The sequence below is a fragment of the Hydrogenophaga sp. genome (assembly GCF_025699295.1).
Taxonomy (GTDB): domain Bacteria; phylum Pseudomonadota; class Gammaproteobacteria; order Burkholderiales; family Burkholderiaceae_C; genus Hydrogenophaga.
In genome coordinates this window covers 111,730-124,497 of the sequence record NZ_JAILWB010000008.1, presented here as the reverse complement: position 1 = coordinate 124,497, position 12,768 = coordinate 111,730, and the positions used below count along the sequence as shown (strand labels likewise).

The 12,768-nt window shown below is 61.3% G+C and carries 11 protein-coding genes; 10 read left to right on the top strand and 1 reads right to left on the bottom strand.

The features are described from left to right. The 5 genes from pilM (at position 1) to K5880_RS10190 (ending at position 4,040) form a co-directional block, all read left to right on the top strand. Positions 1-459 carry a type IV pilus biogenesis protein PilM gene (pilM, locus tag K5880_RS10210; protein WP_297651362.1) on the top strand — a complete coding sequence of 153 codons (459 nt, stop codon included), beginning with the start codon at positions 1-3 and terminating at the stop codon, positions 457-459. Between the two features lie 4 nt (positions 460-463). Beyond that, a complete protein-coding gene (locus K5880_RS10205) occupies positions 464-1,522 on the top strand; it encodes an ATPase, T2SS/T4P/T4SS family (RefSeq protein WP_297651360.1) in 1,059 nt (352 codons plus the stop codon). A 22-nt stretch (positions 1,523-1,544) separates the two neighbouring features. Further along, entirely contained in the window at positions 1,545-3,083 is a 1,539-nt protein-coding gene (gene pilV, locus K5880_RS10200) for a shufflon system plasmid conjugative transfer pilus tip adhesin PilV (protein WP_297651358.1), read from the top strand. A 154-nt stretch (positions 3,084-3,237) separates the two neighbouring features. Then, positions 3,238-3,393, top strand: coding sequence for a hypothetical protein (locus K5880_RS10195; protein ID WP_297651356.1), 156 nt, complete (start codon positions 3,238-3,240; stop codon positions 3,391-3,393). An 89-nt stretch (positions 3,394-3,482) separates the two neighbouring features. Beyond that, positions 3,483-4,040: a hypothetical protein gene (locus K5880_RS10190; RefSeq protein WP_297651354.1), complete on the top strand. Its 558-nt coding sequence runs from the start codon at positions 3,483-3,485 to the stop codon at positions 4,038-4,040. 125 nt (positions 4,041-4,165) lie between these two features. Here the strand turns inward: K5880_RS10190 and K5880_RS10185 are convergent, their stop codons facing one another. Then, positions 4,166-4,948: a hypothetical protein gene (locus K5880_RS10185; protein ID WP_297651352.1), complete on the bottom strand. Its 783-nt coding sequence runs from the start codon at positions 4,946-4,948 to the stop codon at positions 4,166-4,168. A gap of 326 nt (positions 4,949-5,274) precedes the next feature. Between K5880_RS10185 and K5880_RS10180 the strand changes: the two genes are divergently transcribed. The 5 genes from K5880_RS10180 to K5880_RS10160 all read left to right on the top strand — a co-directional run bounded on the left by K5880_RS10180 (position 5,275) and on the right by K5880_RS10160 (position 12,744). Beyond that, entirely contained in the window at positions 5,275-5,532 is a 258-nt protein-coding gene (locus K5880_RS10180; RefSeq protein ID WP_297651350.1) for a hypothetical protein, read from the top strand. Then, the gene (locus K5880_RS10175; RefSeq protein WP_297651349.1) at positions 5,522-5,848 is read left to right on the top strand and encodes a hypothetical protein; all 327 of its coding nucleotides are present in this window, start codon (positions 5,522-5,524) and stop codon (positions 5,846-5,848) included. Before K5880_RS10180 ends, K5880_RS10175 begins: the two co-directional genes overlap by 11 nt. Continuing rightward, positions 5,848-6,252 carry a hypothetical protein gene (locus tag K5880_RS10170; RefSeq protein ID WP_297651348.1) on the top strand — a complete coding sequence of 135 codons (405 nt, stop codon included), beginning with the start codon at positions 5,848-5,850 and terminating at the stop codon, positions 6,250-6,252. Before K5880_RS10175 ends, K5880_RS10170 begins: the two co-directional genes overlap by 1 nt. Before the next feature lie 267 nt (positions 6,253-6,519). Beyond that, positions 6,520-11,670 carry a DEAD/DEAH box helicase family protein gene (locus K5880_RS10165; RefSeq protein ID WP_297651346.1) on the top strand — a complete coding sequence of 1,717 codons (5,151 nt, stop codon included), beginning with the start codon at positions 6,520-6,522 and terminating at the stop codon, positions 11,668-11,670. Between the two features lie 438 nt (positions 11,671-12,108). Further along, the gene (locus K5880_RS10160) at positions 12,109-12,744 is read left to right on the top strand and encodes a hypothetical protein (RefSeq protein WP_297651345.1); all 636 of its coding nucleotides are present in this window, start codon (positions 12,109-12,111) and stop codon (positions 12,742-12,744) included. Positions 12,745-12,768 lie beyond the last annotated feature (24 nt).

Sequence of the window (12,768 nt, the reverse complement as noted above, 5' to 3'; positions counted from 1 at the left end):
TTGGTTCCCATCTGGGTCGCGGCTGTCTTCTTCGCGCTGATGGTGTACTTCACCGGGCAGGCGGCGCCACGCCAAGAGGCTGCCACCGCATCAATTGTGGCGAGCGTTTCCGCGACGAACATGCTCGCGTATCGCAACGCCTTGAGCAGATACCTTGGCGCCAATCCAGGTGCGTCCGGCGTCATTCAAGACCATGCGTTGGAGTCGTACTGGTTGCCTGGCTACAAGAAGAACCCGCTCTGGACCAACCTCGTTCAAGGTGGGCAGCTCTATGTGTATGCATCGGGCAGCGCGGAAGTCGGAACGGTTCACCGCCTGGCCGAAATGACAAGGAAGTCCTTCCTGGTCGGAACGAAGAGCGCCATAACGGGGCGACTCGTCTCGAGCACTGGCCTAGACACCGGCATTAGCCTCCCCACGGCCATTCCAGACGGCGCCGTGGTTATCGTAGGGACATAAGAGCATGAAAGTTACGCAGGCAGTGCTTGCCGCATTGGCGAAGAACGCGCACATCACTGACATCATGGTCCAGTCAGAAGACACGATCATGGTCAAGACGGCACGCGGGTGGAGCGATGCTGGTACAGGCGAGAAGATCACCTACAAGGAGATCTTTGAGCTCTTGCTGGCCATCGAGCCCGATGCAGAGCAGCTGATCACGAAAGGCGAGATCAATCGACCGCATCAGATCGAAGGTCACCGCCTACGCATCAACGCCTACCTGGCAAACGCGGGCAAGCGACTCATGCTGTCGATGCGCCGTATCCCGTCTGAGATGCCCACCCTGCAGAAGCAGGGACTGCCAGGTGGGCTTCGGGTACTGCTCGACACCCCTTCTGGGTTGCTTCTGATTTCAGGGCCCACCGGCTCCGGCAAGACATCGAGCATGGCGGCGATGGTCGACGCCATAAATCAATCACGCGCAGTTCATGTCGTGACGGTGGAAGAGCCGATTGAGTACGTGTTTGAGCGGAAGAACGCGATTTTCTCGCAGCGTGAGGTCGGAGTGGATTGCGACTCGGTGCTTGATGGCGTACGCGCGGCCTTGCGTCAGCGGCCCGATGTCATTGTGATTGGAGAGATCAGAGATCGAGAAACCGCTGAACAAGCGTTGATTGCTGGCGAATCCGGACATCTTGTGATTGGCACGTTGCACGCAAGCTCTGCCCTGCACACGGTCACCAAGATGCTGGCCTTCTTCAGCGATACGGAGCAGGAGGCTAAGTCGCGATCCTTGGCGGCAAGCCTACTCGGGGTCGTCAACCAGACCTTGATCCCCCGAGCAGATGGGGGTGGGTATGCGCTTGCGGTCGATTTTCTCGCGAACCACAAGCGCACCTATTCCAAGCACTTCGGTGACGCCGACAAGATGAACGCCATGATGGAACGCAAGGAAGACGGCGTCTCGATCCCACTGGGCGATTCGATTCAGGCCCTCATTCGTCAGGGCGTTATCTCAAAGGCAGATGCTGTGCGGGCGGTTGCCGGCAATCCGATCGCATACGACCGTGTGCGAGCGTAAATCACGGAACAGAGGAGGCGCGATGAAAGTGAACAAGGCGATGGGCAATGCCCGGGGCGTGACCCTGCTCGAAATGTTGATCGCACTCGTGGTGATGGCATCGGTTGCAGTAGGTGTCGCCCAACTTAGCAACAAGGCGGGGGAGGATGCTGAGATCTCGGTAATCGCCGCTCACACGCGTGCGGTAGGCGATGCAGCGAACGCCTACATCAAGGACAACTACGGTGCGATCGCAGCGATTGCGACCGCCACTCAGCCGGTGCTCATCCGAGTCCAGGACTTGGTCACTGCCGGCAATCTGCAGCCGGGCTTTTCCCTTACCAACGGCCGTGGGCAAGCCACCTGTGTGCTTGTGCTTCAGCCTAGCGCCTACAAGCTAAATGGATTGGTCGTTGCTGAGGGCGGCGAGGCGTTCGACGATCTCGCCCTGGCTCAACTTGCCGCCACGATCGGAGGTGCGGGGGGAGCAATCTACTCCACCGACGCTTCAACAGTGCGCGGCGCAATTGGCGGGTACGAGTTCGCTATTGGGGCGTTCGCGAACGCAAACCACTTGGCGCAGCGATGCGACGGCACCGGCGGTGCGGTTGCGATCACTCAGGGACATGCTGCCATGGCCCTCTGGTATGCAGATGGCCCAGGCAATGAGTCCACGCTGTACCGCGACGAGGTACCGGGGAACCCGCAACTCAACACCATGAACACGCCAATTCTGTTTGGCGCTTCTGCTGTTCAAGTTGAAGGGGCCGCATGCTCGCCACGCGGGGCGCTTGCTCGCGATGCTCTAGGTAGTGTGCTGGCCTGCGAGTCGGACGTCTGGCGGAAGGCCGGCAGCACGTTCTGGCGTGACCCGGTCGAAACCGCAGCTGGCCTTGGCACATGCGATGCAACGCAACGCGGCTTTACGCGAGCTGTGCTTACTCCCACGGTCGGTACCGGCCCCCGAGCCTATACGTGCGATGGCACCGGCAGCTGGGCCGCCATCGGCGTCGATGACAGCGGCAACATTCGTGTCGACGGTACAGCCGTGATCAATAGACTGGCAGGCTCTCTGGAGATTTCGGAGATAGCAGTCGAGGATGCTGCATGCGTGCGCAACGGTAGCATCGCCCGTGAAGTAGATGGCAAATTCCTTTCCTGCCAAGGCGGCATCTGGAAGGGCGCGGGCGGGGGCGGGGAGTCTGGTATGTACGCCTACTTCAACGCTGGATCCTGCCCGGATGGCTGGCGCGCGGCCAATGGAACCAACGGCACCGTGGACCTGCGTGGTGAGTTCATCCGGTCATGGGATGCAGGCCGAGGCGTCGACCCCGGGCGTGCTTTGGGGTCCGCACAGCTGGATGCGCTGCAGCAGATTACAGGCACCTTCCACAACTTCGAAGAGCCGTTCGGCTCGGGCTGGGGCGCGTTCGCCGGCTCCTCACCGGGTTCGCGTTGGTATGGCGGCTCCTACTATCCGAGTGCGCCGGTCTACATGACGTTCGACTCGGCCCGGGTCACTCGTTCCGCGGCAGAAACCCGTGGACGCAACGTCGCCTTGTTGGCCTGCATGAAGGAATAGCGAAGGGCCGACCTGGACTTCAGGGCCAGCAGGGAATCGCTGGCCACGGTAAACTCTAAAGACCTTGCTCATTCGAGCATTCGCATGCCCTGCGCATGCCTTCACCCAGACGGGACCTGTCCCGTCGGGGGGGGTTCCATACCAGGAAACTGATATGCAATACCTCCTCGCCTTCGTCGGTCTGATCGTAGTTCTTGGCGCCTTCAGGGGCCGCCACGAATCGTCACTAGCCGACCATCACCAAGAAGACGAAAAGGTCGCCGACGCGGATCCGTTCCGTGAAGTCGACTTCATGTTCGACGACAACTGACCGTCGTCATCGTCTCCATATTGCAACCCTGCAGGGAAACCTCCCTGCAGGGGGGATTCCTTTGCGCTCTCTCACTCAAAGGAAATCCCATGAACTTCAACATCGTTTCTGCACTTCGCAAAGCTTCTGCGAGCTCGATTGCTCTCGCCGCCGCCGAGATCCTCGCGGTCCTGGTGGTCGGCTTCGTGATGATGGTCCCCGACAAGGCGCATGCTCAGTCGGGCAACGTGTACGGCAGCGGCCAAGCACAGGTCTACTCGCAAACTGAGGACGCCGTGGTGGTGCAGGTTCGCATGGCGCGTACCGAGCCGACCTGGCAAGCTCGCGCAGCGGGCACCGGTGTCGGAGCAGTTGTTGGCGGGTTGTTGGGCCGCAAGGCCTCGACCAACAGCGCAGCAACCGTCATCGGAACCACCCTGGGTGGCCTCGCTGGCGAACGTGTGACGACGGCCATGGCGACCAATCAGGCGCAGGAGATCGTCTTGCAACTGCAAGGCCGCAACGGCATGCCGGCGCGCGTCATCACCATCGTGCAGCCCGCGCCCTTCGACGCGGTTGCACCTGGTCAACGAGTCTTCCTGATCAATTCCGCGGGTACGTACCGCGTGGTCAGGGCATTGCAACAGCCCGTGGCGTATTGGCGCTAACGAGCAACGAAAAGGCCTGCGCTCCTTCGGGAGGGCAGGCCTTTTTTCATGGCTCTGACTTTTACCTGCTAAATGACGTGGTGGCCACGGCAGGATTGCACTGATTTGCTTTGGCGCCAGGGTGACTACCGTAGGCCCTCCAGTTCTCGAGGCAGCTCAGCAGCTGGCGCGTAGAGTTCCAGTGACACCTTCTTCTTCAAGTGGCGAGCGTGCGAGATCACGGCGTCGTGGCGCTTGGCCTGGCGCTCTTCAAAAACGACCACCTGGTCACACTTGTCCACGAGGTCACGCAGATAGCCGCGGGTGAGTTTCGTGCTGGGTCCACCCTGGTACTCGGCCGGGATGAAGTTGGCGAGACACCAGTCGTGCAGACGCCAAGGTGCTCGCGCCGAGGCACTGGTGACCAACGTCCATGTTGGCATGGCCGAAACCAACTTTCCCAGCGCCTTGCCGACGACCTGCTCGGGCGCGCTATCGGCTCCGATGAAGGTGATGCGCGGGCCTCTTCTCCATGTGTCGAAACGCTCAAGACATGCGTCGACAAATCGTTCGGGGAGACCCATGGGCGCCATTCCGGTCTTGATCATTGACAGGTCCACCTCGCGCAATCCAAGGTCCGGACGCTGTAGGGTCAGGAATCCCAGGCCGGCGATCAGGATAGAGGGGCGCACGAGATTCCAGTCGCTACGCCAAGAACTCTGCCGCAGCTTGCCAAAACGCTTAACCTCCTTGACGGTCGGCTGTAGCAGAACTGCGTCGCGTAGGTCCGGGTGATGGGGCATGAACTTCGCGGCTTCGTACCAATGCAGTAGCGAGCTGTACACGTGCTGTGTTCGCGGGCCATCGCCTGGCGCGCGCACCCAAGGCCCCAAGAAGGCGGTCTGCAGAAGTTCGGCGTGGCTGTGCATCGTCCTAATCTACGAGGGACTCTGGGGCGCGGAACCGCATCTACAGGGGAGAAACGCCTCATAGACCGAGGCGATCGCCTGACGTGAGCCAGATCCTTTGACGAGGCTTTGCGGCGCCAATAAGATTGCCGCTGATTGGCAGTTCCCTGCCTTCGCTGGCTCCGCGCCAGCCCTCACCCGTTGACCTGCTCACCCCTGAGCGGCCCCGGCTCTGTGCCGAGGCGTGATGGTCAGTCTCAAGACAAACCCGCCGTTTTGGCGCTTCTGCGCCCGCAACGGCCAGAAGCGTCGCATTCGTGGTCGCACGACCACGTGGAGATAGAACAATGAACTACAACAACCTGCTTTCCAGCGCCCGGGCTGCGGATAGCGTTGGGGAGCCACTTGTGATCTACCTGGGTGGACGCCCAGTTGCAGTCAAGCCCGAGCGCAATGACGAGATCCGCGTGTTCTCGCTCGATTCGGGCGAAGCTTCCCGGACTTACAACCAGAGCAGCTTCGAGGCGCTCAACGACACCAAGTGGTCGGTACACCCGAACTTCGTTTCGTTGATGGACGACGTGGGAGGCTGCTGTGTCGCGTAACCACTTTGACATCGAGCGCCCACGCAAGATCAGCATTGCCATCAACGGCTATGACGGTGCTGCGCAGGCAAAAGATCGTGAGAAACGGCGCCGAGAGCAAATGGCCAAGGTGCAGCGCGCCGCGGACAAGGCCCGGGAAGAGCGAATGACAGAAGTCGTGAATCAGGCAACTGTGGACGACAAGCGTGCTGAGCTCGACCTGGAGCAATTCGCCAACAGCGACGCATCGTCGGACCAGGCGAAAGTCATGGCCGCGTTGCTGGAGGCTTTCGAGCCGAGCGCGATGAACCAATGCGTGGACGGGGAGGGCAAGTAGTGCGAGTCTCGCAATACAGCCACTTCATTCCTGCGGAGGCGGCTCGTGCACTGGATTTCGACAGCCTCGTTGAGATCGGCCTGGTGATCGATGTCTCGGGCGCCTTGGCGCGAGCGTTCGCCGGCGGGCGCATCGGGATCGAGGCGGGAACCTATGAACGCTACGTTGCGTGGGACAACCACGCGATGCGTCGTCACAGTCTCCACCTCGAAACCAGTCAGCGTTTGCATGCACTGCTGGAGGCAAGCGCCTTCGCGGCCGTCGCCCAACAAGACGCCAGCTTCGTCTGCAGGACTGTGGATGCAACGTCGAACGACCCGCGGGCGCAGCGCGCGATCTTCAATCTGAAGAGGCTCAGCGCCGGCGCACGTACGGGCTGGGTGATCACCTTTGACTCGCCTTGAGCGAGCACAACACCAATCGAAGGCCCCCGAGAAGGGGGTCTTTTTCAAGTGCGTTCACACCGAGAGCACTTGAACAAGACGGCGCTTCCCATCTGGACGCGTCGCCTTCGTTGTACATCCGGGCGCCTTAGCGCACCCAGATGCTCCCTTGGAGTTTCAAGCCCAGGGGGGCGGACACCAACCTTCAAAACCTTCGCGGGAATGCACGCCACTCCCGCAAGGGAGGGGTGTGTTTCCTGCATTTCCTCAACAGGAATGGAGAAACACATGGCATCCAATGCCCATCAAACAGCCCGCGTTGCCGAATCGGTGAAGTGGGCCGGTGGCCTGACGTTCGAAGACTTCGAGATCCCCTCTCGCAAGACTGAGATCGCTGTGGTCACCTCCGTCATCGCTCAGGTGGCTCTGGAAATGGACCAGTCCGTTTCGAGTGCCCCCGAACATGGCGAGGAAATCGAAGTCCTCAGCAGTGCTGAAGCCGACAGCGGTGATGCCTTGGGCAGCATCGTTGATCAGGTCCTGGCAGGCTGGGGAGAGGCCAACAACGATCTGGACATCGCTGTCCGCAAGACGCTGTGGCCCTTGATTGACTCGGACGACTATCGCCCATCGGCTTCGGCTGAGCAGCGCGTCCTGGACAACATCTCCGCAATCAAGCTGGTGCGAAGGCTGTCGCAAGACAAGGCCAAGCCCAGTGAGCAGGAAATGGTGCAGCTGCTGAAGTACAGCGGCTGGGGCGGAACGGCTCGGGTGTTTTCCCCGGACGGATCCAAACAGCACGCGTTCTCTGTTCTGCGAGATGAACTCAAAGCACTGACCACTGAACGGGAGTTTGCAGAGATGCAGTCGTCCGTGAACACGGCGTTCTACACGGACCCGCACGTGGTGCAGGCGCTCTGGCGCATCGTGGACCAGCTGGGCTTCGAAGGCGGGCGGGTTCTCGAACCTGCCGCTGGCGTCGGGCACATCATCGCTGGCATGCCCCAAGCCATGGTGGCCAAGAGCGAGTTGACCGCAGTCGAGCTCGACTCGGTGAGCGCAAGCATCCTGGAAGCCAACTTCGCACCCTACGGATTGCAGGTTCATGCCTGTGGACTGGAAGAAGCGAAGCTGCCCACGGCGTTCTTTGACCTGATCGTCACGAACGCACCCTTCGGCAAGTACAAAACGAAGGACGTGAGCAAGGCACCGTATGCCGACTGGAGCATCCACAACTACTTCCTCGGCAAGGGGCTGGAGTTGGTGCGACCGGGTGGCCTGATGGTGATGATCACAACTCGTCAGAGTCTGGACAGCATCAGCGACAAGCATCGCAAGTGGCTCTCGGCTCACGCCGAACTGCTTGGGGCCTTCCGTCTGCCAACGATGGCGTTCGAGTCGTTTGCAAACACGCAAGCGGTGACGGACATCCTGGTGCTCAAGCGCCGGGAGTTGCCTGACTTCAGTGCAAAAGCTGGATGGGTCGAGCTAGGAGGCGCGAGTGACGCGATGTTCAAGGACGGTCAACCGACCTCGAAGTACGCATACAACCGTGCAACCGGGCGCTCCTACGAGCAGAAGGTGGCCATCAACAGCTACTACGTGCGCAACCCGGATCACATCCTGGGCAAGCTCGCATGGCAGTCGGCTCAGTACGGCGAAGAGGCCGTGCCCGTCTTCGACGGTGACACCGAGCAGTTGGGCATTGCGCTCAACCAGCTGATCGCCACGTGCATGCCCTCCGGGGTCTACGTGCCGAGAGCAATGGATCAGTTTGACGCTGCTCCGAGTGCGATGGTCCGCTACAGCAACACCACCCAGGCCCTGCCGGGGGCGTTTGTGATGCAAGGTGGTCGGATCTGCATCTCTGAGGGTGACGAACTTGTCGACGTGGACTCGCTGTACGCAGGCACCGCGCGCAAGCGCTTGCTGGGCATGGTCGAGGTTCGCGATGCGGCCAAGGCCGTGATCGAGTTTCAGGCATCCTCGGAAGATGACGTCGCACTCGCCAAACACCAACAGCATCTGAACAAGGTGTACGACGCCTACGTGGCGCAGATGGGCTACCTGAGCACTACGGCTAACAGCCGTGTGATGCGAGGAGACCCCAGCTGGCCGCTGATGCTCGCGTTGGAGATCTGGGACGATGAGGAGGGCAAGGCCGTCAAGGCTGACGTCTTCACCAAGCGCACCGTCGGACAAGTGGTACTGCCTGACAAGGTGGAAACCGCAAAGGACGCGATGCTGCTGAGCCTGGCCGTTTACGGTCGGATCGTTCTGAAGGACATGGCGCTCCGCACCGGCAAGCCGGTGATGGAAGTGGTCAACGAACTCAAGGCGCATGGCACCGCGTTTCGCGACCCTATGCTGGCGTGTTGGGTTCCCGCGGATGAATACCTCTCGGGGCACATTCGCGAAAAGATCGAGCAAGCCAAGGCCGCGGGGCCCGCTTACGAAAGCAACATCCCAGCCCTTGAGGCCGTGATTCCTTCCGACCTGGGCCCTGCCGAGGTGGAGGCAAGACTGGGTGCACCGTGGATTCCCACCGACGTCGTCAAGACGTTCGCGGCGGAGCTGGTGAACGACACCCGGAATGAGATCACGGTGAGCTATGACGTGAACACGGCGACGTGGAGCGTCAAGGGGGGCTACAGGCTGCAGAACGTGGGCGACTACACACTGCAGACCACAAAGTGGGGAACGGAAAGACGCTGTGCGTTGCAACTGGTGGAAGCCGCGTTGAACCAGCAGCCGCCAACCGTGCTGGTGACGATCAACGGCACGTCGATGGTCGACCCCCAGGCAACTCTGAGCGCGCGCGAGAAATGGCAAGCGATTCGGGACCAGTTCAGGAATTGGGTCTACCGCGATGACGCACGCCGTGACCGGCTGCTGCGCCTGTACAACGACACGTTCAACCAAGTCGTCCCCCGGCGATTTGACGGATCACACCTTCAGCTGCCGGGCATGAGCGCGGTGGTGGTGCCTTACCCGCATCAGAAGGACGCCATCTGGCGGATCGTCGTGAATGGCAACACCTTGCTGGCGCATTGCGTCGGCGCGGGCAAGACGCTCACGATGATTGCAGCAGGTATGGAGTTGCGCCGACTTGGCAAGGCTCGCAAGCCGTTGCATGTGGTTCAGGGCTCTACCCTTGAGCAGTACTGCGCTGAAGCATTGCGCCTGTATCCGCAGGCAAAGGTGCTGATGGCAACGAAAGAGGATCTCAGTGGCGACAAACGCCGCACGTTCGTGGCGCGAGTGGCCACGGGTGACTGGGATGCAGTCGTGATGACGCAGTCGACCTTCGAACGGTTGATGCTGAGTCCCGAGGTGCAACAGGACTTCATCGAACAGATGATGAGTGAGGCGCGCATGTCGCTCTCGCTCACGTCAGACTCGGGCGCAAAGCGATCCATCAAGGAGATCGAGCGCCGGATGAAGGACTACGAAGCCAAGCTGGAACGCTTGGTGGAGAGCGGAAAGGCCGACGAGACGGCAGTGTGGTTCGACGACCTGGGCGTCGACTACCTGTTCATCGATGAAGCCCATGCCTACAAGAACCTGCAGAAGATCACCAAGATGCCACGCATCGCGGGGATTCCGAACACCGCCTCACAGCGAGCGTTCGATGTGTTCATGAAGACGCGAGTCATCATGGATATGCGCGGGGGCAAGGAGGAGGGGCTGACGATGGCGACGGCAACGCCTCTGGCGAACTCGATCTGTGAGATGCATACCTTCCAGATGTACTTGCAGCCGCGCACGCTCCGGCGTTACGGCATCTACGAGTTCGACGCCTGGGCGGCAAGCTTCGGCGAGAGCGTCACAGGTATAGAGCTGGCGCCGGATGGCAGCGGCTTCAGGACAAACACTCGGTTCTGTCGTTTCTCCAACCTGCCGGAACTGATGGCGATCTTCAAAGGGGTCGCGGATGTCAGAACCAAGCGGATGTTGAACCTCCCCACACCGGTGATCGAAGGCGGCAAGCCTCAGGTCATGGTGGCAGAGCCTAGCGATGTGCTCAAGGAAGTGATCAAGGGACTGGTCGAGCGTGCGGACAAGATTCGCAACCGCGCGGTCAAGCCCGAGGAAGACAACATGCTCGCAGTGACCAACGATGGCCGCCGCGCGGCGATCGACGTGCGGATGGTGATCCCAGGCGCTGCGTTCGATCCCGAGGGCAAGCTGGCGAAGGCCGCAAGCAACGTGTTCCGCATCTGGAAGGACGGTGCGCAGCAACGGCTGACGCAGCTGGTGTTCAGTGACCTGGGCACGCCTGGCGCGCCTGGGTTCTCGGTCTATGAGGAGGTCAAGCGCCTACTCGTTGCGAAAGGGATCCCGGAAGCCGAGATTGCGTTCATTCAGGACCACTCAAGCGACAGCGCGAAAGCGAAGCTGTTCAAGAAGGTCCGTGAGGGCATCGTGCGAGTGCTGTTTGGGTCCACGCCGATGCTTGGTACCGGAACGAACGTGCAAACCAGGCTGAAGGCACTGCATCAGATTGACGCCCCATGGCGCCCGTCGGATGTCGAGCAGCGAGACGGACGCGCGGACCGTCAGGGCAACGAATGTGAAAGCATCGAACTCTGGCGCTACGTGACCGAAGGCTCGTTCGACAGCTACAGCTGGAACCTGCTGGACGTGAAGGCGAGATTCATCGACCAGGTGATGACGGCCGAGCAGGGATTGCGCACCGTGGAGGACATCTCCATGACGGCGCTGTCCTACGCGGAGATCAAGGCGATTGCGTCGGGCAATCCGCTGGTGCTTGAGAAGGCAACGGTGGACGCGAAGGTGCAAAAGCTCTCGTTGAAGTTTGACCACTTTGAGCAGGATCGCTGGAAGATGGGACGCCGCAAGGCCGACCTGCAGCAGCGGCTCAACTGGATCGAGAAAAACATGGCCAAGGTCGAGGGGGTTTCCCGAGAAGCCGCGGCGATCACGCCCGAGGTTGCCTTCCAACCAATGCTGGCAACAGCAGCGGCGGCAATGGCGGGCGAGACGGACAACTACCTGGCTGTGGGGATGGCATTGAGGGCAGTGAGCAAGATCAACGGTGGCGACACCGTGATCGCGCGCATCGGCAACTTCGTGCTTGAAGCCTCACGCTGGGGCGGCACGACCGACCTGATCCTGCGGGAGACGTCGACGGGCATGCGAGTGCGCGTCAACCGACCGCAGATGGCGGACATGAGCGGCGTCGGCCTGGCTGCTTACGAGACCTTCAAGGACTTCGTGAAGTGGCCGCAGGACCTGCGTGAGGAATTCGGTCACAAGACCGAGGAACTCGCCGGCATCCAGGCGATGCTCGACATGGACTTCGAGTTCCGCGACGAGCTTGAGGCGGCGCGCGCGCGTCAACGCGAGATCGAGGCCGAGCTGGACCTCGACAAAGCGACAGTTGGCACTTCAGCAATGGAGGCCGAGGCGGCTTAGAGCCGTTTGTGAAACCCCCCGAAGCCGAAAGGCTCGGGGGTTTTTTTTCGCCTCGGCTCGAGTGGCCAGCAACCATGGAAAGCCGCCATGCCTAAAAAGCGAGCAACCTAATGCCAGCCGTTGACGCGCAAGGGTTTGATCTGCGAAGGAGGGCGCTTGAGGTCGAGTTATCCCCAGTAACAGTGGATAACTGCGTGGGTGGAGCGCACAAAGGCAGTTCGCTGGTTCGCCGGGAAGGACGCTTGGCAGCGGACCGCACGAGCGGACACGGTGTGCGCGCGGCGCTACAGTGCGAGCACTATCGTTTCGACGATTCGTCAAGGCATTCTTGACCTTCACTCGCAGGACGCCTCGTCTTTGGTGCGCGCTGCGTTCATCTATCCCCTGCCGGGCCACTTGCGCTTGGCGCGGGGGGTCTGGCTCTATTCCTGTATTGACATGAATGACCATGACCAACATCAGATCGCTGGCTATGCACGCCAGCTGCAAAGCTGCAGCGATGCGCTCGCACAAGGCTTGCTCGAGCTCAATCGCATGTGCCTTGGCACGCGTGTGAGCGAGGACGCGCTGGCCGAGACGCTTGCGAGCGCGCGCGCGTTGCTGGGCGATCGAGGGCGCGCACGGCTCCTTCTGGCGGCCCACGGAAAGACCAGTTGGCCAGGCTCGTACGGGCAGTCGCCTTACGGCGAGATCTTCGCGCTTGTGGCGCTGGCGCTAGCTGGGCAGGCGATGCGCCGTGGCTGCAGTGGCAACGAGCGTCGACTGCACGCGGGTCTCTTTGATCTGTTGGCGCCGGCGGCCGCTCGTGCGCGGGTCGAGCTTGACGCCAGCGGGCGCGAGCGGCGTTACGCGCGCGTGCTCTTCGGCATGCGCGAGGCGGCGATCCTCACCCGAGGCGAGGCTGATGCCGCGCTGCGCCAGCTGCTGGGTGCCCACCCGAGCGAACGCGAGCAGGCATTTCCAGCCTGCGAGGCGGTGGCCAACTTCGGCGGCAACCTTCGGGTGCTGCAGCATGCTTTGCGGCGCAGGCCTGAGCTGAGGCTGATGCGTGCGCGCCAGGCGCAGCTGGCCTGAGCATCAAGCGGTGTGAGGTTCCAA

Coding starts and splice junctions, on each gene's coding strand:
- K5880_RS10185 (WP_297651352.1), bottom strand. CDS start 4,948: ATGCACAGCCACGCCGAACTTCTGCAGACCGCCTTCTTGGGGCCTTGG.
- K5880_RS10205 (WP_297651360.1), top strand. CDS start 464: ATGAAAGTTACGCAGGCAGTGCTTGCCGCATTGGCGAAGAACGCGCAC.
- K5880_RS10180 (WP_297651350.1), top strand. CDS start 5,275: ATGAACTACAACAACCTGCTTTCCAGCGCCCGGGCTGCGGATAGCGTT.
- K5880_RS10160 (WP_297651345.1), top strand. CDS start 12,109: ATGAATGACCATGACCAACATCAGATCGCTGGCTATGCACGCCAGCTG.
- pilV (WP_297651358.1), top strand. CDS start 1,545: ATGAAAGTGAACAAGGCGATGGGCAATGCCCGGGGCGTGACCCTGCTC.
- K5880_RS10190 (WP_297651354.1), top strand. CDS start 3,483: ATGAACTTCAACATCGTTTCTGCACTTCGCAAAGCTTCTGCGAGCTCG.
- K5880_RS10195 (WP_297651356.1), top strand. CDS start 3,238: ATGCAATACCTCCTCGCCTTCGTCGGTCTGATCGTAGTTCTTGGCGCC.
- K5880_RS10165 (WP_297651346.1), top strand. CDS start 6,520: ATGGCATCCAATGCCCATCAAACAGCCCGCGTTGCCGAATCGGTGAAG.